We start from the raw sequence: 20,510 nt of genomic DNA on the forward strand, positions 1-20,510 counted from the left end.
GCTCGACCCACGCGGCAGGCCGTTTCGTCGTACGATCCAGAAGGATGACTCAGCCCAATGAGATCCACCGGAGTGACACCGCATCAGCCCGAGTACGTCGGCTACCTGTATGCGCACTTCAAGCGCGAATCGGTCGACGGTGAGCAGATCCACTTCGCCTTGAGCGACGGTAACGACCCGCTGCACTTCGACGACCTCAACGGCGGCAAGCCGGTCTTGTCCTCCACGTTGGGCGAGTGCGGCGTCCGCGATCCGCATATCGTCCGTTCCCCGGAGGGCGACCGGTTCTTTCTGGTCGCGACCGACCTGCGCCTGTACGCCAACCACGACTGGGACCGGCACCAGCGCCGAGGCAGCCGCTCGATCATGGTCTGGGAGTCAGCGGATCTGGCGCACTGGGACGAGGGGCGACTCGTCGAGGTCGCACCGCCCGAGGCCGGCAACACCTGGGCCCCGGAGGCGGTCTGGGATCCCGAGCAGGGTGCCTACCTCGTGCACTGGTCGTCGACGCTCTACGACAACGCCGAACACGACGGGGACAGCTACAACCGGATCATGTGTGCGACCACCCGCGACTTCCGCGAGTTCTCCGAGCCGCGGGTGTGGATCGATCGAGGATGGCAGACGATCGATGCCACGGTGATCGACCATGAGGGCGTGTACTACCGCTTCCTGAAGGACGAACGCGGCCGCGGCGGCGACGCGCCGTTCGGCAAGTCGATCTTCTCCGAAACCTCGACCTCGCTGACCGCCGTCGACTGGAAGCCGCTGGCCGAGGGCATCGGCCTGGGCGCGATCAGCCAGGGCGAGGGCCCGCTGGTGTACAAGTCGAACACCGAGAACAAGTGGTACCTGTGGATCGACGAGTTCACCTCCCAACGCCGCTACGTCCCCTTCGAGACGACCGACCTCGCCGCCGGCGAATGGATCCCCTCCACGGACCACCGCCTCCCACAAGACCCCTGCCACGGCGTCGTCCTACCGGTAACCGCCAACGAGTACGAGCGCCTCAGCACCGCCTGGACGTGAGCTGCAGAGTCGCTAACCGAGCGTTTGCTGCGGAGCGCGCCGAGGACTCCAGGCCTTAGGCGATTTCGTCGGACCTTATGTGTTCGGCTTCTGGAGCAACGACCTAATCGACTACGGCGGGCGGGCTCAAGCGGTTGACGACTAAGTGTCAGCGGGCGAGCGGTCCTCCTCCCCCGAACCGGCGGATGACGGCCCACCACCCGGGCCCAGTGGGCCCGGGCGCTTGCCTCATATGCCTCGCTCACTCGAGCCGGAAGGGCCGCGCCTCGACCTTGCCCTGGCACGACCTGGAGGCATGGGTCAGGGCCTCGTCGTACGAGGCGGGGCCGTGCACGGACAGCAGATACTGCCTCGACGCGATCTCATTCGATCTCCGGGTCGTACATGAACTTGCGGACGTCTTGCGCACAGCGGCAGGCGACCGCGATCTTTGCGGCCCACTCCAAGGCGGCCTCCCGGGTGGGCACGTCGACGATCACCACGCCGCCGATGAGCTCCTTGCTCTCCGGGTACGGGCCGTCGGTGACCATCCCGTCGGTGGCCACCGCGCCGTGCTCCACGTCGCCGTCGTCGTAGCTCAGCCCGCCGCCGAAGACGAACACGCCGGCGTCCTTGGCCTCCTGGCACACTGCGTGGGCGGCCTTGCCCACCTCGGGGAAGTCCTCCTCGGGGATGTGGTCCATCGCGCCCTTCTCGAACGAGATCAGGTACTTCGGCATCTCATCACTCCTTGTCCGACGGCCTCCCTCCGGCCGCCTATCACCCCTGCTACGAACGCCTCGCTCCGGATCCGACAGACTGCCGCAGAAATTCTCACGATCCGTCGATCCATGGGGCCCGATGCCGGACTCCGCATCCAATCCACTGGCATCCTCCCCTGATCCATAGCATCGATGACCAGCGGGTTGTCTCGACGGAACCGCTCGCCTCCCACCAGCTTGGCCGCTGGCACCGTGACTGGCAGGGAAGCGGTCAGGGCTTCGAATTCCCTAAGATCCACCAGCGATAACCGCAGGTCAGGACGGCATCTCGGCCTCCTGACGACATCTCCCTGTGAGAGAGGCGGCATGCCCTCAGCCGCCGATGGCCAGATGACCGCATCCAGAGGCGCGCTTGAGCCTCCGCCGCCCGATCACCTCAACGGGAGCCGATAACAGCGCTCCTGGCCATACGAGATGAACCCGAGGCGCCGCAGGATCGGAGAGCTCGTGGAAACGCGGCCCTGGGTGAACGCCATCGTGGCACCGTGCTCGGCGGCGTACGTCATACGAGCGGCGACCAGGGCACGATAGACACCGCGGCCGCGGTACGCCTCCAACACTGCGCCGCCCCACAGCCGGGCCACGCCGTCGACTAGCTCGATGCCCGCGAGCGCGACCGGAGCGCCGTCGAGGTAGGCGACGAGGGCCCCTCCGGTCCCCGCCGCGACCGTCTCGCGGTCGGCCGCCGCCCGTTTGGCGAGTTCGTCGTCGGAGGCCCTGTTCCCGCCGAAGGCCGAGACCCCGACGGTGTTGGCGTCGCGGGCGACCTCCGGCGTGGTCCGCCACCGCACCTCTAGCCCAGGAAGATCGGGCGCCTCGACGTCGGCAGGCAATGCCAAAGCGAGTACGTCGCAGGTGTCGACCAACTGGGCGCCACGCCCCAGCAGAGCCTCGTCGAAGCCGTCCGGCGCGCTGAGCTTCGCATAGACGAACGCCTCCGGTAGTCCGAACCCGGTGGCCCGCGCGACGACGTCCTCCAGCACGGCCTCGGCCGGCCGGGTAGACCGCACCCACGACACCTGCAACGGGTCAGTGAAAGGCTCCGGGAACCGCACCAGCCGGTACTCCGCGGTCTCCACCACCTCCGAGCCCTCAGGCGTCAACACCCACGCGTCGTTGGCCGCCGCAACCGTCGCCAGATCCAGCTCACCCATGCGGCGGAGGCTACCGCAGCGCCGGCCCACGCCCACCGGCACGCAGGATCCCGCCATCCGGTGGACTCTCTTAGTCACTCAGATCACGAAAGAAGGCCGATTCCTCTCTGGGAAACCGGCCGCTGAGCTGCGGTGAGCTTAGGGGATCCGAACACCCTGACCTCTTCCATGTCATGGGCCGGGGTTGCATTGAGCTCGGCGTCGTTCGGGGATCCTCAATAGCTACAGGAGTTCGAGCCCGTCGGATGCTACGCGTTCCATCCCGTCCGTGGGCGTTGATCCGCGCTCCGGTCTCCCATTCTTCTCCCAGCCGGACCGCGCAGGGGTTGACCGTGTCTGCCTCGTCCGCTCGACAGAACTGCCGCCGCAGAACCGTCGTGGGCACCGCGTGCGAGGCCCGACGTACAGAGCTGCCGAGGTCCAGCCGATGGCATCGCCGCTCGCGGCGCCGCTTGCCGAAGAGTTTCAGTTGGCGGTGTACCCGCCGTCGACTGCGAGCACCGACCCCGTGACGTAGCTCGCGGCGGGCGACGCCAGGAACGCGTACGGAGCAGCGATCTCGTCGACCGTCGCGCGACGTCCCAGCGGAGTGAAGGTATTGATCCGCGCGTCCGACGCGGGGTCGTCGTGGGCGACAACGCCGGCCATGACGTTGGCTACGTACCCCGGAGCGACCGCGTTGACGCGGATGCCCGCCGGTGCCCATTCGGAGGCAAGTGTCCGAACGAGCTGGTTGATACCACCCTTGCTCGCTGCATAGGGAGCAAGAGTGGGAACGCCTACTGAGCCGGCTATGGACGACGTCATCGTGACTGAGCCGACCTGGCCGTGCTCCATCCAGTACCGTGCGGCCGCCTGCGCCGGCAGGAAGGCGCCACGGAGGTTTACTGCGAGGACCCGGTCCCAGTCCTCCGGCGTGTAGTCCACAGCCGGCTTGATGATGTCGATGCCCGCGTTGCACACCACATGGCTCAGGTGCCCGAAGGTCTGCACTGCCGCGTCGACGAGCGCCTCGGCCGTGGCCGGAAGGGTGACATCTCCCGGCGCCGGTGCGATCCGTGCGTCGCCAACCGCTGCTCGCAGCGTGTCGACGGCCTCGAGCGTCTCCGCCTCGTCGAACCCGTTCACAACTACGCACGCGCCTTGGCTCGCCAGCGTTCGCGCGATCGCCAGCCCGATTCCGCGGCTCGAACCCGTCACCACGGCCACCACGTCGGAGAGGTCGAAGAGGTCGCTCACGTGCGCAATCCTGCCACCTCAGACGGTGAACACCTGGCTCGGCCTGCGGCAGTTGCGCGACAGCCGCATTAGGCGCGCTCTGTCTCCAAGCGGCGCAACACCTCTGCGACCTGCTGAGCCTGGGCTGTGAGTGCCTTGCGCATCGCGTGGCCCTTATGGGCGACGTTGGGTCCGAAGTCCCACCGCCCGGTCCCTGTCTCCAACAGTGTGCTGACTGACTCCTCACCGCCAAAAGCAAGGTCGAGCGTGACCTCAACACGAGCGCCGGTCGACACGTATGCAACCCGAAGGCTTCGAGGTCGCCGATCGTGCGCCGGCACGTCCACTCGCATCGCCGTGAAACCAGCCTCGTCAACGAGGAACCGGAACCGGTCAGCGACCTCAGCCGCGAAGGTCTTCTCACGGAAGTCCACGACGGACATGTTGCCTGAAGAACACCGCGCGGAATGCGCACATGCCGCATGTAGTAAGGCGGGGTAATGTCGAGATCCGGTCGGCCCTGACGATTGCGAGGCGTGAGCGCGAGTAATGTCCGACCCGATGTCCGCCCTCCATTCGAATGATCCAGACTTCCGTGTGTGTCAGATCAGCTTCGAGACTCTGGTTGAACTGCAACGGCAAGCGGAGCGACGAAGCTGGGCAACTGGCTGGAGTTCCGAAGACGCACTCCGACCGCGACCCCGACGTACGGGCAGCGCTTGTCCAGATCTTCACCCTCGCCCTGGGCGGGATATCGCTGAAATCGAAGAACTAGGTGTGCGCGGACATGCCGCGAGCCGCGCGGTCATGCGGATGAGCGTGCTCTAGCTGGGTGGGTACCTCTGTGCTCGAAGGGCGCCTAGCGGACCACGCGATAGTCGACGAGAAGGTGGCCGCTAGCTGAGGCAGTGCTCCGGATCGTCTCGAGCCGCACGGGCGGCAACCCGTCCAACAGTCGTTGGCCGCTCCCGACGATCGTCGGCGCGATGACGAGCCTGAGCTCGTCGACGACGTCGGCAGCAAGCAGCGTCCGAGTGACCGAAATGCTGCCGTGGATGCCGATATCGCCTCCCGGCCGACCCTTCAGGTGCCGCACGAAATCGACCAGCCCGCCGTCGATCACGCGCGAGTTGCTCCACTCGCGTTCGAGCGGCGTCGAGGTTGCGACGTACTTGGGAGCGGCGTTGATGAAGGAGGCGAAAGGCTCGATCTCGCTGCCTGGCCAGAACGCAGCCCATTCGTCGTAACTGCGGCGGCCGAGAATGACCGCGTCCTGGGTTTCAATGAGATTGGCGCCGTTGGCATCCGTTTCGTCGTCCCAAGCGGTGATGAACCGGTCGGGAGCCTCGGCCACTCCATCGAGAGACAAGAAGTAACCGGCGACGACCTTGCGCGGGGTCTTCTTCTCCACGGTGTCGGGGTGTTCCTGGAACGACATGGTGGGTCTCCTTCGAAGATGTCGGGAGTGGTTGATGCTCAACCCTACGTCGAACGTGGTACGTACATTTCGACACCGAAGCCGAGGAAACGTCTCGCGGGCGTTCAGGCCGACATGGTGGCAGGCCCACGTTGCCGAACGCACTCTCGTCCGCACGGTGGCTCTAGTCAGGCGGTTGACGCGGCTGCGACACCCGCACACTGCGGCGCCTGTCCCGACGTTTTACGACGTTGCCGTATTGCCTCGCCGAAGAGACAGGTACAAGCTGCCGCGGATGCACCCGCACATGCTCAGGCACACCTACGCCACCACGATGCTCGACACTGGTGTTGACCTGCGCGACGTACAGACATCGCCGCCTGCCACGCCGACCCCTCGAACCACCATGCGCTACGACCGCGCCCGCAACAACCTCGACCACCATGGCGACCATGAGCGCGATGACGCCGAAGTTCAGCCGGATGAGCGTCGGGCCTGCTCAAGGTTCGACTGGTGAGGGCCGGAGAGCCAGTCTTGACTCAGACGCGCGTCGGCCGGTTCCTCTCCTCGCCGCAGCGCGTCGATGTAGGCATGGTCGGCGGCAAGGCGGGCCGCCACCTCGGGACCCTCGGCAACGGCCCCGTGGCCGGGGACCAGGACATCGGCGTGCCGGGCAGCCTCACCGAGGCGGTCGAGTGCCGTCTCATAGGCGCGCACCTGATCGGGGCGGCGAGGGTCGAGGAGTGGGATCAGGACGTCGGAGAGCATGTCGCCGGCGAGCAGGACGCCACGGTCCGCGAGGAGGACCGCGGCGTGGCCGATGGCGTGCGCCTGATGCTCGACGATCTCGCCCGGCACGTCTCCCCCGTCCGCGGGCAGCGGGGTGAGAAGCCCGATCAGCTCGAGAGGGATGCCCGACGCGCTCTCCGCCGCCATCGCCTGCGCCCGCTCTCGGGCTTCACTGGCGGCCTGGGCGCAGCCGGGGGTGGCGTAGCGCGGCACGTCGCCGAACCGGGAATGCCACAGCAGGTGGTCCCAGTGGGGATGGGTGGAGAACCCGGCGACCACCGGAATGCCGAGCCGGTCCACGTCATCGGCGAGCTGGTTCAGATCGGAACCGTCGATGCCGGGATCGACCAGGATCAACCCACCCTCCCCGCGCACCACGATGGCATTGCTCCAGACCCACTCGCTCTGCCGGACCCAAACGCCGTCGGCCACCTGATTCAGCATCTGCTCACTGTGTCAGGGGCCTCCGTCCGGCGCGAGTTGCGACGCCGTTCGGGTCCAGATTCGGGACCTGCGGGCGTCTCCCGAAACGCACTCACATGCCGAGATCCGCGCGCTCATGCCGATGAGCGGATGTATGGCGGAAGTCGGATCTCGCTCCGCTTCAGGGGGTGTATGTCGGTGCGGAAGGCGTAGTGTCGAAATCGCGGCACGTGCAACGAGTGCAGATGGCTGTCCTCGCGCGACGCCATTGGCATCGATTCGAGCTCCATTGTGACCATCCCCCCGCGCTCCGTGCCCACTGCCAGCCCCGATGATGGATCAGGCCGTCCGTCACCCTCTGCCTCGGAACCAAGGGGGCAGATCGGTTGGATCGTGGCCGGGTCGTTGACGGCCGGGCTCGTCGCCGCGCTACTCCTGGTCGCCGCCCCGTTCGTTCCGGCAGAGGAAGACGCCATCGCCGGCGCGGTCCTGTGTGGATTCGCGCTGGGGTGGGCGATGTTGGCCGTGCTCTCGGTGCGGTTGACCGACCAACCTCAGGCGTGGGCTGCGGTTCCTGCCTTGTTCATGGGGCTGGGCGGTCTTCTGCTCGTTGTGTTCGGCTCCTCGGTGGACGGGGTGCTCAGTTGGGTGTGGCCCCCGGCCTTGCTGGCGCTTGTTGTCTGGATGGCCGTGCAGGCCCATCGGCAACTGCGGAGCCGGAGCCGACGCTGGCTGCTCTATCCGGTGATCGGGATACTGGCCGTGGCCGCGGTGGGCGGCGGGTACGAGACGGTGAGCGCAGCCACCGATGCAGAGCCTTCGATGCCCGGACGGTCGATCGACGTCGGTGGACATTCTCTGCACCTCCACTGCACCGGCACGGGCAGCCCCACCGTCGTGTTGCAACCCGGGGCTGGCGAGATGTCCTCGAACATGGGCTGGATCGCGCCCAGGGTCGCCGCCGACACCCGTGTCTGCGTCTACGACCGCCCGGGTCGCGGGTGGAGCGAAGCAGTCAGCACCCCCCAGGACGCCTCCCAGATCGCCTCCGACCTCCATACCCTGCTGCAACGCGGGAACGTCCCGGGTCCCTACGTGCTGGCTGGTCATTCCTTCGGTGGCCTCTACGTGCTCACCTACGCTGCCCGCTACCCGAACGAGGTTGCTGGGATGGTGCTCGTGGACACCACCGCACCGCGCGAGACGCCGCCTGCCGCAAGCTCCGACGATCCGAGCAGCTACGACCTCTTGGGACGGGTCTCCATCCTGATCTCCACCTCGGCTCGACTCGGACTGACCCGCCTATACGCGCCGATCGAGGTCGGCGGTCTGCCGCCGAAGTCCAGAGACGAAGTACGCGCCAGTATCACCAGGGGCAGCAACTTCCGCAGCACCATCGACGAGTATGTCCAGGCGAACTCCTCCATGGCCGAAGCAGGATCGTTCACGGACTTCGGTGACAAGCCGTTGGTGGTGCTGACAGCTGGCAGCGGAAGTGACGCCGCCGATATTGCCGCGCATGAGCGGCTCGCCGCCATGTCGACCAACAGCGTGCACCGAGTCGTCGACGGCGCTTCCCATTCAGAGCTCGTCTGGGACGAGAAGGACTCGACCGCGACCAGTCAGGCAATCGTCGGCGTGCTCTCAGCGATCCGGAACGCAACGCCACTGACCAGGTAGCCCAAACGAGTACCGGCGAGGCTCGTACCTCACCCCAAGCTGGCTCCTTGACGGCGCTGGCCTCAAGCACATACGCATCGACATTCGTGTGCCGACGCTCGGTCATGGCGCCGTCCAACAAACGCACAAAGGGACCGAAACCACAACGTCCGCTCATGCCGCTGATCGCGCGGTCATGCCGAATTCAGGAAGTTCCTCAGAAGGCTCGATCGTCCCCCGGGCAGCGGCCAGAAGAGTGAGCCCGTCCGATACCGCCGAGACCTTCCATTTCCACACCTCGGACAACGCCCGGATGACGCGCCGACAGAGGAGCGGTTCGGCCCGGAGTCGGCCAGTCGGCAATGCTGCGTTGCAGCGGCGAAATGGCGGTCTAGACCGATGTCTGCGCGGCCGGTTAGTTGCCCGGACGCGGATGGGTACGGCGAAGCCGTCGAATGGGCTCGCTCATCCGCGGCCGCGCTCGGCCGGGACGCGGCGTCGTACGTGAACTTCACCGGTGAGACGAACGAGGACATCGTCCGAGCGTCGTACTCGACGGCGACCTACGCCCGGCTCGTTGCCGTGAAGAACACCTACGACCCCACCAACCTCTTCGACCTCAACCAAAACATCCAACCAACCACGCGCCACTAGTAGTTGAGCTTGAAGCCCTGGGACGTCACAGCACCTCCCAGGGCCCCGGTGGGACGATTTGGATCACGATTCGTTTGTCGTCGAGGGCCTCGATCAAGGTTTGAGTCTCGTCGTCGCCCTCGCCGATCAGAACCTCGACGCGGTTCTCGGAAGTGGACCATCCACCGGCGATCTGACGACCCGGGGCGACCGAAAAGAAGATGTGGTCCGCGAGGTCCAGCAGCTCTTGCCGGGAGTAGGCGACCGACTGGAATTCGACCGTGAGATCCTCCTGGAACTCGACCGTGAACTCCTCGGCTTCCGCCAGTACCTCCTCCTTCAAGCGCTCCACTTCAGGTGACGTGCCGTCCACCGCTGCGACGAGGCGCACCGTCACGACGCGCGACTCGTGGTTCCACGAGAGGCCGCCATCAGGTATCGGACCTCGCTCCACGATCTCTCTGATCTTGTCGATCCGTTCTTGTACGTCGGCCTCGCCCGTGATGTCGAGCAGCACCGGATCCTCGTTCGGCGGGATGCCCTTGATCCGGGCAACCTCGTAGCGACCCGGGTACGGCGCGAAGTTGGGATCGTCCGTAGTCATCGGGAACCCCTTACTGGCCGAGACCCGCGTCGCGGGCCCGGGCCACAGCTTCGGCGCGGCCGGCGACGTGGAGTTGCTGAAGACGTTGGACACATGGTTGCGCACGGTCTTGTCGCTGACACCAAGTTCGGACTGGTGGTGGCGGCCGCGAGTCGTGCGCCGAGTTACGCGAGTACGGCGTACGGCCCGTCGACCACCCGCCGCACCACCTGAATACCACGCGGCTGTCCCGTTGTCAGACGGGCCGATGGGACCCGTTGTAGCTGAACGAAGGCAGCGGGGCAGGCATGTACCGGCTCCGTCGACCGCTTCGTGGCAGCACCTGCGCGCGCAGAATGAGATGCGTGAGCTGCCCGAGAACCCGACTCCGGGAGGTGGTCGAACCATGGAGAAAGGCGAGATCCCCGACGCCTCGGCAAAAGCCTATCCAGACGCGGGGTGGCCACCGACGCGGCCAACAGTGCCAGGCCAATCGCGCGCAGGGCGAGCAGCTCGACGTGCTCAAGCCGTGGTAGCAACCAAGAACGCATGGCTCGCGATCTCGCGGCTCACGATCCCCGGTACTGCACTCCAATCACCCCACGCCCTAGTCTTCAGGAAAGCATGCTGGCAGCGGCAGATACAGAGCCGCGGGTGTAGGCGAGGGCGCGCATCGAGCTCGACTGTCATGGACCAGTGCCGATCATCGGTGGGGCTCATGCGTGGTGATCAAATGTGAGGCGCTGGACTCGATGAACTTGCGAATAGGTCGTTAGCCCCGCGTTACCCGATGGAGGACAGCAACGCCGTGCCGGCTGTGCTCCGCCGACAGATCCGTAACACAGTGGTCCGTCAGCTGATGTGCGGCAGGCCCGGGGCCTTGGGGCTATCTGGGGCCGGCCAACGCGCTCATCTGCCGCCGACAGTGCGCTCAACTGCCGATGACCGTGCGCGACGGTGGCGGTGGCTACCTGGCCTGACGTGAGGACGCATGCCGGCGCCCTACTCCTTGGTCGCCACCACCATGTACCCCTCAGCCTCCGGGTCGAACGTGCTCTTCTCGACCCGTAGTCCGAGGCGGTTCAACTCAGATCCGAGTTCGTCGTATCGGTATGGCCAGCACGACAACAGTTCCGAGCGGACAAGGACCGACCTATCCGCCGTGACTTGCGCGACAGCAATCTCGATGTGGTGCTCCTGCTCCCAGTGCGGCGCAATCTCCCAGCGATAGATGACGAGAGCATCGCGGCCATTCCGGCGGACCAGGTGGTCACGGATGTCCAACCGGGAGCCGCCAGCGCGCACGAGTTCCCAAGTGCGGGAGGTGAGAACCAAGCGTCCCTCAGGGCGCAGCAGCCGCGACATAGATTCCAGCGCAACAAACCTGCCTCTCGCCCCCTCGGCATGATGCAGCGAGTTGCCGACGCAGAACACCATGTCGAAGCTGGCAACGTCGAAATGGTCGGTCAACTCATGCCAGTCAGCTCGAACCGTCCGCAAAGATGCGCCGTATTCCTCAGCCAACTCCTCAGTCCGACGAACCATCGCTGCGCTGGCGTCGGTCGCGACAACCTGCATGCCAAGACCGGAGAGACCAACCGCCAGCTGCCCAGTCCCGCATGAGCAATCGAGGACGCGGGCGTTTGACGGAAGGAGACGGATGACGTCATCGAACGCAGCGGCGAACTCGGCGGGCGTCAACTTCGCGTCCGAGATAAGCCACTCGTACACCTCGGCAAGCGCGTCATAGCCCGTCACAACGACTACCTCCGTCAACGGCAGACCCAATGTGGCACACCAGTACATCAGTGGAGCAAGTCAGTCACCACCGCTTTCCCGTGGAGTAACCGTCCCCATGCCGCTGTCGGCGCGGGACGCCTGACGTCCCGTTGTCTGATCACCCGCGGCACGCGGCTTGGGCTCGGAAACCCTCCAGGGGCGAGAAGCGGGCGAGTGGCTGCACGCTTCACGACTCAGCAGTGACGCGCTCGAAACCGGAGAGGCACGCCGCCGGGCCCGTGGACCGCTGGCGGGCAGTGGCCCAGGGTTTCAGCAGCAGCGGTCAACGGACGAACGTCCGGATCTGCCGCGATCCGGGCACATGCGACGGGCTGCGGTAGGGGTGGTGCCGGCCACAAGGCCCTTGAGCCGATCGCGACCTCATTGCTGTTCACTGGTGTCGTGGTTGCGCAGGAGCAGCGTCTGGGGATGGCGCACTTGGCCGATGGCGGGCGCGTGGCCTATGCCCTGACCGGCAGCGGGCCGTTCCTGCTGGTTGTGCCGGGATGGCTCAGTCATCTCGAGCTCGGATGGGCCATTCCCGCCGAGCGCATGTTCCACGAGTCGCTGTCATCGGGCCGCACGTTGGTGCGCTACGACCGCCCTGGTTGTGGCCTCTCGGACGCCTACGACGGCCCTCGCACGATGGCGCTCGAGCTTGCCACGATCGCCGCGGTGACCGAAGCGCTCGGCGTTACCAGCTGTGACATCCTGGGCTGGTCGCTAGGGGCGGCGGTGGCCGCGCAGTGGGCCGCCGATCAGCCGGAGAAGGTTTCGCGTCTGGTGCTGTACGGCGGCTGGGCGACCGGTGACGCCATCGGCGACGAGGACAGCAAGCGGTACATGCTCGGGCTGATTGCCTCTCACTGGGGACTGGGATCAGACCTGCTCACCGATCTCTTCGCACCCGAGGCTGATGCCGGCACCCGACTCGCGCTCGCCCGCTACCAGCGCGCAGCCTCGTCGCCCGAGACAGCGGTCGCCTTGTTGCGTCTCGCTTACGCCCTGGACGTGCTTCCGAGCCTCGCGCGGGTGCAGGCGCCGACACTGGTGCTGCACCGGACCGGAGACCGAGCCGCTCCGTTCAACCAGGGCAGGGTGCTCGCCGACGCGATCCCGGGCGCCCAGCTCGTGGAGCTCGTGGGTCGCTCGCACCTTCCTGCCATCGGGGATGTGGAGTCGCTGGTCGAACAGGTGCGACGCTTCCTCGGACTGCCACGGCTACGAAGGACCGTTCCCACGGGACTCACCGCACGCCAGACAGAAGTCGCGGCCCTCGTGGCGGACGGCCTCACGAACCGCCAGTTGGCCGACCGCCTGGGCATCACCGAACGATCCGCCGAGTCGCACCTGGAGCGGATCCGGCTGCGGCTCGGGTTCAGATCTCGTTCTCAAGTCGCAGCCTGGTACGTCGCGCAACACCCGCACAAGTGAGGTAATTCCACGGCTGCGCCGGGGACAGCCGCCCCCGCAGCATGGAGGCATGTTCCGACGCCCTACCCATCTCATCCTCTCGGCCGCCACCTGGTTGGGATTTGTCGTTGTCACCGTGTGGACAATGGCCTTCCTCGCCGGTGTGGTCGTCCCCAGGACCGTTGACGGACCCGAACGCACGACGACCGCTCGCGCGGTCGCCATCGACCTGGCGCTGCTGCTGTTCTTCGCCGTCCAGCACTCGGTGATGGCGCGTCGTCAGGTGAAGTCATGGCTGAGTCGCCGGATCCCGACGGCGCTCGAACGCACTTCCTACGTGCTCGCCACAGACATCTGCCTCGCGCTGCTGCTAGTGCTCTGGCAACCCTGGGGTGAGGAGATCTGGCACGCCGAGGGCCCGGTCGCGGTCATCGCCTGGTCACTCTTCGCCGCCGGCTGGGCGCTGGCGATCACCGCAACGTTCGCGGTCGATCACCTCGAACTCGTTGGGCTGCGGCAGGCCGGATGGGCGGCCGCTCGAGACCCCGGTCTCACCGCTGACCTCTATGTCGGCGGTCTCTACGCCGTCGTGCGGCACCCGATGATGACGGGGCTGGTGCTGGCCTTCTGGGCGACACCACGGATGGGCGCATCGCATCTTCTCTTCGCCCTCGCCGCGACGGGCTACGTCGCCGTTGGGATCAGGTTCGAGGAGCGCGACCTCCGCAACACGTTTGGAGCGTCGTACGACGACTACGCCGCCCGCGTCCCCGCCCTCCTGCCCAGACCTCCCATCCGGACAGGCTCGGTGCCCAGCCCAGACCTTTCGCGCCGTGGGATGCGTCGGCGAACCGCCGCTGAAAACGTTCGCACCGAGATAGGTGAGGACGTGGGCTAAGGGCCAGGACAGCGGCCAGGGCAGTAGCCCAACTCGGAGCCTCGCGGACTGCCAATGTCCGGGAGCCGTCAGGCCCGCAAGCTCTGGCCCTTCGGGCGGCCCACGCCGGATCTGTTCGAGTGACCAAGGGTCGTCGGAGCTGTCGTCGAATGCGTATCCGCTCTTTACGGTTGGACCGCACGCGGCTCTCGTCCATCAACGTTCGTGGATGTCTGGGCTTGTTCGGCTCCGCTGTCACTCAATTAGTCACTCACCTACGACCCCAACTCTGGTGGGGGCGGCCGAGATCGGGTGCCACTTACCGGCGAAATCTTCTGCAGATCCGCACTGGAGCATGCTCACACTCGACGGCTGGCTAATCACCTTGCCCCAGAAGGGGGATCCCCAATCGGTCATCGGTCGGCTGCCGTCCACACTGTGTCTAAGGGACCGATGGGCGTCCGGCTTGCGGATCAGTCGCCAGAGCCCGCCACAAGGACCCACGAAAGTGTGCACGTACGCGCAATCGTGGAGAAGCCGAGCGACTCGTAGAGACGGCGCGGTGCCAGAGTAGCCGTCGTCTCCGCGTGGAGCGAGGGACCGGTTCAGTCGCGCGTGCCCGGGGCGACCTCGCGCACCATTACGCAGTTGCCCTGGCCCTTGGGCCGGTCGTAGGTGAAGCCCTCGCGCTCGTACATCGTGCGGGTGCCGTTGTAGAGGAACGACGAGTTCTTCTTCCGGACCCCGCCGGTGTCGTGCGGGTAGCCCTCGACCAGGCCGCCGCCGGCCTGCGCGATCAGCTCGACGGCTCCGCGCAGGGCGATCGCCGCCAGGCCCTGACCGCGAAGGCCGCGCTCGACCAGGATGCAGGTGACCCGGTAGTCGGGCAGTCGCTCGGCAGTGGCCACGTACTCCTTGCGGTGCTGGATGTTGGGCAGCTCCTCGGGTGAACCGTACTCCGCCCAGGCGACGGCCCGGTCGCCGTCGTAGACCAGCGCCGCGTGCGCGATCCCGTCGGCCACCAGACGTTGCTTGAGCGCCCGGTTCCCCTCGGCGCTCTGGCCCTTCTCCGCGCAGTCGGGATGGAAATGCGTGCACCAGCAGCTGGCGAACATGCCCTTGTTCCGCTCGACGAGAGCGGCGAAGTCGTCGAACGTCTCCGGCGTGAGCGCCTTGATTGTGAAGTCGGACATGCCGCCAACGTACCCCCGATTGCGGACGTTCAGCGTCCGGTGACTCACGCTGCCAGGGCGGCGTACTCGCCATCGCGGGCGAGGAGCAGCCGTCGATCGAGGTGTAGCGATCGGTTCGCGAGCGCGGCGACACGAAGACGCGCAAGTCTCGTCGGACGCTTCGCCTTCCGGAACGATGCGTTGATGCGCTGACCGAGCAGCAGGAGATCGCAAGGGCAACCGCTGGCGATCGGTGGAGGCATCACAGCCGGGTCTTCAGTACATCGATCGGCACGGAGCTCGACGCCGCCAACGTCCGGCGTGGCTTCCGCCGCGTGGACGACCTGACAACCTGGCACCGAGGTGACCGAAACGGCGTACCGGCACGAGCTGCGGCCGGTAGTGATCGAGGGGCCCAAGCGATGGACGAGTCCTGCCCCGAAACCGGTAGCCAGTCAGTTGGTCACTCAGGTCATGAAAGAGGCCGGTCTCCCGAGTGGGAAACCGGCCTCTGAGCTGCGGTGGAGCTTAGGGGATTCGAACCCCTGACCTCTTCCATGCCATGGAAGCGCGCTACCAACTGCGCCAAAGCCCCGCGGTGTCTTGCGACTCCGGAAGTTTAGCGGATGAGTGGCTGCAAAGAAAAATCGGATACCGGCCTCGTCGTGGCTGCCTCCGGACGGGCTGTCGGAGCGGCCGGTGACGCGCTGATGTTGCCTTCAGTCACTGTCTCTTGGTCCGCTCGGCTACCTCGTACGCCATCCCATTGCGTCCGCCGAGGACGGTGTGCCGGACAGCAGTCCGCAGCTGCCGCCGCGGGGCGGTGTTCTTCAGCGTTGGGGGTCGTCGCTCATGACGGGTTCGGGGAGGGAGCCGGCGTTCCATTCTTCGATGCGCCAGCGGTGGTTGCGGCTGGGGAGGAGGGAGACCCAGTTGCAGTTGGACAGGCCGCCGAAGGCGGGCCAGTGGGCTTGGGGGAGGCCGAGGAAGAGGCAGATGCCGACGCGGGCGGCGAGGCCGTGGGTGGCGACGACGATGGTGTCTTCCGAGGTGCCTTGGGAGGCGACCCGGCCGAGGGCCTCGGAGAAGCGGAGGGCGACTTCTTCGACGGTTTCGCCGGCGGTGCCGCGGCGTTGGGGTTCGCCGGCGCGGATGCGGGCGGCGGCTTCGGGGTGGATGGCGGCGAGTTCGGCCATCGTCATGCCGGCCCAGTCGTCGACGTCGATCTCGCGGAGGGCTTCGTCGTACTCGACCTTGAGGCCGGTCAGGGCGGCCAGTTCACCGGCGGTGGCCGCGGCGCGCTGGAGGTCGCTGGAGAAGAGGCGAGTCGGCGCCAGGGAGGCGAGCCGAGCGGCGGCGGCGCGGGCCTGCGACTGGCCGACCTCGTCGAGCGGGATGTCGGCCTGGCCCTGGATCTTGTCCTGGAGGTTCCACTCAGTCCGGCCGTGGCGCCAGACGATCAGACGTCCGGCGGTCATTCGGCGGCGGAACCTGGAACGGGAGAGGGCAGGGCGATCGTTGGGCAGTCGCGCCAGAGTCGCTCGAGGGAGTAGAAGCTGCGCTCCTCGGAGTGCTGGACGTGGATGACGATCTCGAGGTAGTCGAGCAGCACCCAGCGGCCTTCGCGGGCGCCTTCGCGGCGGACAGGCTTGGCGTCGAAGTCGACCCGGAGTTTCTCCTCCACGGCGTCGACGATCGCGCGGACCTGGCGGTCGTTGGAGGCGGACGCGACCAGGAAGGCGTCGGTGATGGCGAGCTGTTCGGACACGTCGAAGGCGAGGACGTTCTCGGCCTTCTTGTCGTGGGCCGCCTCGGCGGCCGCGGTGAGCAGCTCGATGGCACGTTCGCTGGCTGGCATGTGGTTCCTTCTAACGGTTGGTGTAGAGCTCACGCTTGGCGATGTACTGCACGATGCCGTCCGGTACGAGGTACCAGGTCGGGTTCCCCTTCGCGACCCGCTGCCGGCACTCGGTCGACGAGATCGCCAGGGCCGGTACCTCGAGCAAGGTGATCCGGTCCATCGGCAGTTTGTCCAGTGGCAGTTCGAGACTTTCGGTACCGGGCCGGGTACAGCCGACGAACTGGGCCAGTTTGAACATCTCGTCCACGTCGCGCCAGGTGAGGATCTGGGCGAGCGCGTCGGCGCCGGTGATGAAGAACAGCTCGGCGTCCGGGTACAGCTTGGACAGGTCGCGCAGGGTGTCGATCGTGTACGTCGGCCCCGGCCGGTCGATGTCGACCCGGCTGACCGAGAAGCGCGGGTTCGACGCGGTGGCGATCACCGTCATCAGGTAGCGATCCTCGGCCGGTGAGACCTTCCGCTCCGACTTCTGCCACGGCTGGCCGGTCGGGACGAAGATCACCTCGTCCAGGTCGAAGTACGACTGCACCTCGCTGGCCGCGACCAGGTGCCCGTGGTGGATCGGGTCGAACGTGCCGCCCATCACGCCAAGGCGCCGTACCCGCTCCGCAGAAGCCACGTCAGCCCTCAATCAGTACCACTCAGCGTCAAGCCGCTCAGCTGTGCGGCCGGCCCTTACCCATGATGACGGTGACAAGAAGCAGCAGGACGAGCACGAACAGCGAGAACCCGCCGTACCACCACGGCGAGATGTGCGCGGCCTCGGAGCCGGCCTCTTCGACAGCCGCGAGCAGCGGCAGCAGGTGCGTTTGCATGACGCAGAGCCTATCTCGTGCCCACCGGCACAGGCGCCGGTGGGCACACCTGGGTCAGCTGTGGCGGATGTAGCGGGTCAGCAGCCGGCGCCAGACGGACGGTACGGCGTGGGCGCGGTGGTACTGCGCGGCGACGCGGTGCAGTTCGTCGATGTGGGCACGGGCGACTTCGGGGGTGATCATGATTCCTTCACTAGTTAGGTACGACGGGTACCGGGACGAACGGATCCCGACACCACATATTCTACGACGCACCAGCACTGTCGACAAACGAATTAAAGGTACAATCGGCCACAGGCCTACGAATCCGTGGTGAACGGGAAGGTTCATGCTGATGGACGCAATCGACCGGCAGCTGATCGAGGTACTCCGGGCGAACGGCCGGTCCAGCTGGGCGGAGCTGGGCCGGGTGGTCGGGTTGTCCGGCCCGAGCGTCCAGGAGCGGGTCCGCCGGCTCGAGGAGCGCGGCGTTCTGCTCGGCTATCGCGCGGTGGTCGCGCCGGAGCAGGTCGGGCTCGGCACCAGCGCGCTGATCGGGTTGTTCCAGCGCGACGACGTGGAGACCGACGACATCGTCGACCAGGTCCGTGAGATCGCCGCGGTCGAGGACTGCTGGTTCGTGGCCGGCGACCAGGAGCTCGTGGTGAAGGTCCGCGTCCCCGACGTCACCCAACTGGAGGCCGTCGTGGGCTCACTACGCCGCGTCAACGGCGTGGCCCGCACCCGCACGACCGTCGTCCTGTCGACCCGTTGGGAGGGTCGCCCGGCGCCGCTCCCCAGCCAGGACTAGTACGACGCCCGCCGCAAGGGCGAGCGCGGCCGCGACCGGAAACAGCAGATCGGGCGCGTGCTCGTAAGCCGATCCACCGAGGGCCGGCGCGAGGAACATCCCGCTGATCGACGCAGCCGCGTACAGACTCGAATACCGGCCGACCATCCCAGCCGGCGCGGCGTCGGCGACATGAGCCGTGGCCGTCGGCTTGTAGAGCATCTCCCCCGCCGTGATCACGATGATCGCGACCGTCGCCCCGGCCAGCTCCGGCCAGACGCCGAGCGCAGCCAACCCCACGCCGACCAGCGCGAAGCCCACAGCGATCACCCGGAAAGCCCGATGACCGCGCAGCCGGACGGCAAGCGGCGCCTCGCAGCCGACGATCACCACCGAGCTCAGCCCGATCAGTACGCCGTACGCGACCGCAGGCGAACCGGCATCCCGCAACAGCAACGGCATGGTCGCGAACACCTGCCGATACACGGTGTCCACCACCACGATCGTTGCCAACAGCACCAAAACCGCCCGGTCCCGCAGGAGCGCCCGCCACATCCCCGACGACGCGACCGCGACGGTACGCCGACCACCCGGCACCCACCGCCACACGATCGCCGCGAGCACGACACTGGTCACGGCATCCAGAACGAAAGCCAGCCCGAAGTCGTACGCCGCCAGCAGTCCGCCGAGCGGAGGCCCGATGGTGAAACCGGCGTTGCTCGCCGTCCGCGACAACGCGATGCCCTCCCGCCGGCGCTCGTCCGGCAGCGCGGTGGCGACCAGCGCACTGAGATTGGGCCGGCTCGCTCCGCCGAAGAGCCCCGCAAGCGCAGCGACAACAGCTAGAGCCGCGGTCGGCACCAAGGGCATGGCCGAGCAACTGACAGCCCACAGGAGCTGACTGGCCACGGCAGCGGTTCGCAATCCGAAGCGGTCGCCGAACCAGCCGCCGCCCAGATTCCCACCGAGCAGCCCGATGCCGTACGCCGCCGCCGCGAGGCCGGCCTGCCCAGCGGACATCCCGCGGTCCTCGACCAGGTAGAGCGTCAGGTAGATCCAGGCCAGCGCACCCGCGGAGCTGACCAGTTGGCCGACCATCACCGCCTTGAGCCACCCCGGCAGGTCCGCGATCCGTCGCCAGTACATGACACCCCCAGGTAGAGTGAGTTCCCGAGAGGAACTTACTCAGCCGGTTAGCGTGGTGGCAACCGGAATTGGGGGCGAACGTGCGGCGGAGCAGCTTCGAGCCCGAGCCGGACTGTGCGATCGCGCAGTCCCTCGGCGTCATCGGCGACGGCTGGGAACTGCTGATCGTCCGCGACCTGGCCCGCGGCCTCGATCGCTTCGACCAGCTCGCGGAGTCGCTGCACATCTCCCGCAAGGTGCTGACCGAGCGACTGACCGGCTTGCTCGACAGCGGGATCGTCGAGCGGTCGGCGTACCAGGACCGCCCGACCCGCTACGCCTACCACCTGACCCCGCGCGGCCGCGCACTGCTGCCCGTACTGGTCGCGCTGCAGGACTGGGGCGATCGCTGGCTCCTCGGCGACGGCTCACTCACCGGCACCAACACCGACGACGAGCCGCCCGCCCAGCGGATCCACCAACTCACCGGCCAATGCATCCCCGAGCTCGCGCTGCCTTCCACGTCGGGTACGACGACCGACGTAGTGGACGCCGATGCCCGCGCGACCGTGCTGTTCGGCTACCCCGCCACCGGCCGTCCGACGCCACTGCCGGACGGATGGCGCGAGATCGCCGGCGCGAGCGGGTGCACGCTGGAGAATCGTCTCTTCGCCGCCCGGTACGACGAGTTCGCCGCCGAACGGATCGCCGTCCGCGGGGTCAGTACGCAGCGCCCGGACGAGCAGCGAGCATTCGCGGCCGCCGAGGCGATACCGCACCTGCTGCTGTCCGACCTCGATCTGGAACTGGCCGCCGCGCTCCGCTTGCCGACCTTCCGCGCCGGCGGGTACGAACGATTGAAGCGAGTCGTCCTCGTGGTCGGGCCGGATCGCGTCGTCCAAGCGGTGCAGTACCCCGTGACCGACATCGCGGCCGCCGTGACCTGGGCGCTCAAGACTCCCTGAAGAACGCCTTGATCTCGGCTGCGATCCGCCCGACCGCCTGGACACTCCCCCGAGGATTGGTGCCGCCC

The 20,510-nt window shown here is 67.0% G+C and carries 23 protein-coding genes and 1 tRNA gene; 8 read left to right on the forward strand and 16 right to left on the reverse strand.

Annotation, left to right across the window (positions count from 1 at the left end):
* The first annotated feature begins 57 nt into the window (after nucleotides 1–57).
* Nucleotides 58–1,029 (forward strand): glycoside hydrolase family 43 protein, encoded by a 972-nt coding sequence (locus AB0F43_RS04870; protein WP_360470704.1) that lies wholly within the window; start codon nucleotides 58–60, stop codon nucleotides 1,027–1,029.
* Nucleotides 1,030–1,391: 362 nt separating this feature from the next.
* Here AB0F43_RS04870 and AB0F43_RS04875 read toward each other — a convergent pair whose 3' ends face one another.
* The 5 genes from AB0F43_RS04875 to AB0F43_RS04895 all read right to left on the reverse strand — a co-directional run bounded on the left by AB0F43_RS04875 (nucleotide 1,392) and on the right by AB0F43_RS04895 (nucleotide 5,600).
* Nucleotides 1,392–1,748 (reverse strand): YciI family protein, encoded by a 357-nt coding sequence (locus AB0F43_RS04875; RefSeq protein ID WP_360470706.1) that lies wholly within the window; start codon nucleotides 1,746–1,748, stop codon nucleotides 1,392–1,394.
* Nucleotides 1,749–2,161: 413 nt separating this feature from the next.
* Nucleotides 2,162–2,944, reverse strand: a complete 783-nt coding sequence (locus tag AB0F43_RS04880; RefSeq protein WP_360470709.1) for a GNAT family N-acetyltransferase — start codon at nucleotides 2,942–2,944, stop codon at nucleotides 2,162–2,164.
* Nucleotides 2,945–3,409: 465 nt separating this feature from the next.
* On the reverse strand, nucleotides 3,410–4,183 hold the full coding sequence (locus tag AB0F43_RS04885) for an SDR family NAD(P)-dependent oxidoreductase (protein WP_360470712.1): 774 nt from the start codon (nucleotides 4,181–4,183) through the stop codon (nucleotides 3,410–3,412).
* Nucleotides 4,184–4,251: 68 nt separating this feature from the next.
* Entirely contained in the window at nucleotides 4,252–4,596 is a 345-nt protein-coding gene (locus AB0F43_RS04890; protein ID WP_360470714.1) for a hypothetical protein, read from the reverse strand.
* 425 nt (nucleotides 4,597–5,021) lie between these two features.
* Nucleotides 5,022–5,600, reverse strand: a complete 579-nt coding sequence (locus AB0F43_RS04895; RefSeq protein WP_360470717.1) for a dihydrofolate reductase family protein — start codon at nucleotides 5,598–5,600, stop codon at nucleotides 5,022–5,024.
* Nucleotides 5,601–5,874: 274 nt separating this feature from the next.
* On the opposite strand from AB0F43_RS04895, the gene AB0F43_RS04900 reads away from it, so the two are divergent.
* Nucleotides 5,875–6,096, forward strand: coding sequence for a tyrosine-type recombinase/integrase (locus tag AB0F43_RS04900; protein WP_360470720.1), 222 nt, complete (start codon nucleotides 5,875–5,877; stop codon nucleotides 6,094–6,096).
* Here AB0F43_RS04900 and AB0F43_RS04905 read toward each other — a convergent pair.
* Nucleotides 6,054–6,812, reverse strand: coding sequence for an MBL fold metallo-hydrolase (locus tag AB0F43_RS04905; protein ID WP_360470723.1), 759 nt, complete (start codon nucleotides 6,810–6,812; stop codon nucleotides 6,054–6,056). The genes AB0F43_RS04900 and AB0F43_RS04905 overlap by 43 nt on opposite strands.
* Nucleotides 6,813–7,184: 372 nt before the next feature.
* Between AB0F43_RS04905 and AB0F43_RS04910 the strand changes: the two genes are divergently transcribed.
* Together AB0F43_RS04910 and AB0F43_RS04915 are read left to right on the forward strand one after the other, a co-directional pair.
* Nucleotides 7,185–8,471 carry an alpha/beta hydrolase gene (locus tag AB0F43_RS04910; protein WP_360470726.1) on the forward strand — a complete coding sequence of 429 codons (1,287 nt, stop codon included), beginning with the start codon at nucleotides 7,185–7,187 and terminating at the stop codon, nucleotides 8,469–8,471.
* 378 nt (nucleotides 8,472–8,849) lie between these two features.
* Entirely contained in the window at nucleotides 8,850–9,104 is a 255-nt protein-coding gene (locus tag AB0F43_RS04915; protein WP_360470729.1) for a BBE domain-containing protein, read from the forward strand.
* 25 nt (nucleotides 9,105–9,129) lie between these two features.
* Here the strand turns inward: AB0F43_RS04915 and AB0F43_RS04920 are convergent, their stop codons facing one another.
* A complete protein-coding gene (locus AB0F43_RS04920; RefSeq protein ID WP_360470732.1) occupies nucleotides 9,130–9,687 on the reverse strand; it encodes a hypothetical protein in 558 nt (185 codons plus the stop codon).
* Between the two features lie 981 nt (nucleotides 9,688–10,668).
* Nucleotides 10,669–11,424, reverse strand: a complete 756-nt coding sequence (locus AB0F43_RS04925; RefSeq protein ID WP_360470734.1) for a class I SAM-dependent methyltransferase — start codon at nucleotides 11,422–11,424, stop codon at nucleotides 10,669–10,671.
* 423 nt (nucleotides 11,425–11,847) lie between these two features.
* Here AB0F43_RS04925 and AB0F43_RS04930 point away from each other — a divergent pair, with 423 nt between their 5' ends.
* Together AB0F43_RS04930 and AB0F43_RS04935 are read left to right on the forward strand one after the other, a co-directional pair.
* A complete protein-coding gene (locus AB0F43_RS04930) occupies nucleotides 11,848–12,879 on the forward strand; it encodes an alpha/beta fold hydrolase (protein WP_360470737.1) in 1,032 nt (343 codons plus the stop codon).
* A 49-nt stretch (nucleotides 12,880–12,928) separates the two neighbouring features.
* Nucleotides 12,929–13,756, forward strand: coding sequence for an isoprenylcysteine carboxylmethyltransferase family protein (locus tag AB0F43_RS04935; protein WP_360470740.1), 828 nt, complete (start codon nucleotides 12,929–12,931; stop codon nucleotides 13,754–13,756).
* Nucleotides 13,757–14,340: 584 nt separating this feature from the next.
* Here the strand turns inward: AB0F43_RS04935 and AB0F43_RS04940 are convergent.
* From AB0F43_RS04940 to AB0F43_RS04970, 7 genes are all read right to left on the reverse strand, one after another.
* Entirely contained in the window at nucleotides 14,341–14,928 is a 588-nt protein-coding gene (locus tag AB0F43_RS04940) for a GNAT family N-acetyltransferase (protein WP_360470743.1), read from the reverse strand.
* Between the two features lie 501 nt (nucleotides 14,929–15,429).
* Nucleotides 15,430–15,502, reverse strand: a tRNA-Ala gene (locus AB0F43_RS04945).
* A 235-nt stretch (nucleotides 15,503–15,737) separates the two neighbouring features.
* Nucleotides 15,738–16,385 (reverse strand): histidine phosphatase family protein, encoded by a 648-nt coding sequence (locus tag AB0F43_RS04950; protein ID WP_360470746.1) that lies wholly within the window; start codon nucleotides 16,383–16,385, stop codon nucleotides 15,738–15,740.
* Nucleotides 16,382–16,765, reverse strand: a complete 384-nt coding sequence (gene rsfS / locus AB0F43_RS04955; protein WP_132207475.1) for a ribosome silencing factor — start codon at nucleotides 16,763–16,765, stop codon at nucleotides 16,382–16,384. Before rsfS ends, AB0F43_RS04950 begins: the two co-directional genes overlap by 4 nt.
* A gap of 10 nt (nucleotides 16,766–16,775) precedes the next feature.
* Complete coding sequence (gene nadD / locus AB0F43_RS04960) at nucleotides 16,776–17,387, reverse strand: nicotinate-nucleotide adenylyltransferase (protein WP_360470748.1); 612 nt, start codon at nucleotides 17,385–17,387, stop codon at nucleotides 16,776–16,778.
* Nucleotides 17,388–17,424: 37 nt separating this feature from the next.
* Nucleotides 17,425–17,583 carry a hypothetical protein gene (locus AB0F43_RS04965; protein WP_360470750.1) on the reverse strand — a complete coding sequence of 53 codons (159 nt, stop codon included), beginning with the start codon at nucleotides 17,581–17,583 and terminating at the stop codon, nucleotides 17,425–17,427.
* Between the two features lie 54 nt (nucleotides 17,584–17,637).
* Nucleotides 17,638–17,766, reverse strand: coding sequence for a hypothetical protein (locus tag AB0F43_RS04970; protein ID WP_360470753.1), 129 nt, complete (start codon nucleotides 17,764–17,766; stop codon nucleotides 17,638–17,640).
* 151 nt (nucleotides 17,767–17,917) lie between these two features.
* Between AB0F43_RS04970 and AB0F43_RS04975 the strand changes: the two genes are divergently transcribed.
* Nucleotides 17,918–18,373, forward strand: coding sequence for an Lrp/AsnC family transcriptional regulator (locus AB0F43_RS04975; protein ID WP_360470756.1), 456 nt, complete (start codon nucleotides 17,918–17,920; stop codon nucleotides 18,371–18,373).
* Here the strand turns inward: AB0F43_RS04975 and AB0F43_RS04980 are convergent.
* Nucleotides 18,278–19,498: an MFS transporter gene (locus AB0F43_RS04980; RefSeq protein WP_360470759.1), complete on the reverse strand. Its 1,221-nt coding sequence runs from the start codon at nucleotides 19,496–19,498 to the stop codon at nucleotides 18,278–18,280. The two genes, AB0F43_RS04975 and AB0F43_RS04980, sit on opposite strands and share 96 nt — an antisense overlap.
* Before the next feature lie 80 nt (nucleotides 19,499–19,578).
* Here AB0F43_RS04980 and AB0F43_RS04985 point away from each other — a divergent pair, with 80 nt between their 5' ends.
* Nucleotides 19,579–20,442 (forward strand): winged helix-turn-helix transcriptional regulator, encoded by an 864-nt coding sequence (locus tag AB0F43_RS04985; protein ID WP_360470762.1) that lies wholly within the window; start codon nucleotides 19,579–19,581, stop codon nucleotides 20,440–20,442.
* Nucleotides 20,443–20,510 lie beyond the last annotated feature (68 nt).

This window comes from Kribbella sp. NPDC023972 (genome assembly GCF_040639075.1).
Lineage (GTDB): Bacteria > Actinomycetota > Actinomycetes > Propionibacteriales > Kribbellaceae > Kribbella.

Excerpts from the sequence above, each read along its gene's own strand:
- AB0F43_RS04870 (WP_360470704.1), top strand. The coding sequence starts at position 58 with ATGAGATCCACCGGAGTGACACCGCATCAGCCCGAGTACGTCGGCTAC.
- AB0F43_RS04965 (WP_360470750.1), bottom strand. The coding sequence starts at position 17,583 with ATGCAAACGCACCTGCTGCCGCTGCTCGCGGCTGTCGAAGAGGCCGGC.
- AB0F43_RS04915 (WP_360470729.1), top strand. The coding sequence starts at position 8,850 with ATGTCTGCGCGGCCGGTTAGTTGCCCGGACGCGGATGGGTACGGCGAA.
- AB0F43_RS04905 (WP_360470723.1), bottom strand. The coding sequence starts at position 6,812 with ATGCTGAATCAGGTGGCCGACGGCGTTTGGGTCCGGCAGAGCGAGTGG.
- AB0F43_RS04900 (WP_360470720.1), top strand. The coding sequence starts at position 5,875 with ATGCACCCGCACATGCTCAGGCACACCTACGCCACCACGATGCTCGAC.
- AB0F43_RS04935 (WP_360470740.1), top strand. The coding sequence starts at position 12,929 with ATGTTCCGACGCCCTACCCATCTCATCCTCTCGGCCGCCACCTGGTTG.
- AB0F43_RS04875 (WP_360470706.1), bottom strand. The coding sequence starts at position 1,748 with ATGCCGAAGTACCTGATCTCGTTCGAGAAGGGCGCGATGGACCACATC.
- AB0F43_RS04950 (WP_360470746.1), bottom strand. The coding sequence starts at position 16,385 with ATGACCGCCGGACGTCTGATCGTCTGGCGCCACGGCCGGACTGAGTGG.
- AB0F43_RS04895 (WP_360470717.1), bottom strand. The coding sequence starts at position 5,600 with ATGTCGTTCCAGGAACACCCCGACACCGTGGAGAAGAAGACCCCGCGC.
- AB0F43_RS04920 (WP_360470732.1), bottom strand. The coding sequence starts at position 9,687 with ATGACTACGGACGATCCCAACTTCGCGCCGTACCCGGGTCGCTACGAG.
- rsfS (WP_132207475.1), bottom strand. The coding sequence starts at position 16,765 with ATGCCAGCCAGCGAACGTGCCATCGAGCTGCTCACCGCGGCCGCCGAG.
- AB0F43_RS04980 (WP_360470759.1), bottom strand. The coding sequence starts at position 19,498 with ATGTACTGGCGACGGATCGCGGACCTGCCGGGGTGGCTCAAGGCGGTG.
- AB0F43_RS04940 (WP_360470743.1), bottom strand. The coding sequence starts at position 14,928 with ATGTCCGACTTCACAATCAAGGCGCTCACGCCGGAGACGTTCGACGAC.
- AB0F43_RS04975 (WP_360470756.1), top strand. The coding sequence starts at position 17,918 with ATGGACGCAATCGACCGGCAGCTGATCGAGGTACTCCGGGCGAACGGC.
- AB0F43_RS04970 (WP_360470753.1), bottom strand. The coding sequence starts at position 17,766 with ATGATCACCCCCGAAGTCGCCCGTGCCCACATCGACGAACTGCACCGC.
- AB0F43_RS04880 (WP_360470709.1), bottom strand. The coding sequence starts at position 2,944 with ATGGGTGAGCTGGATCTGGCGACGGTTGCGGCGGCCAACGACGCGTGG.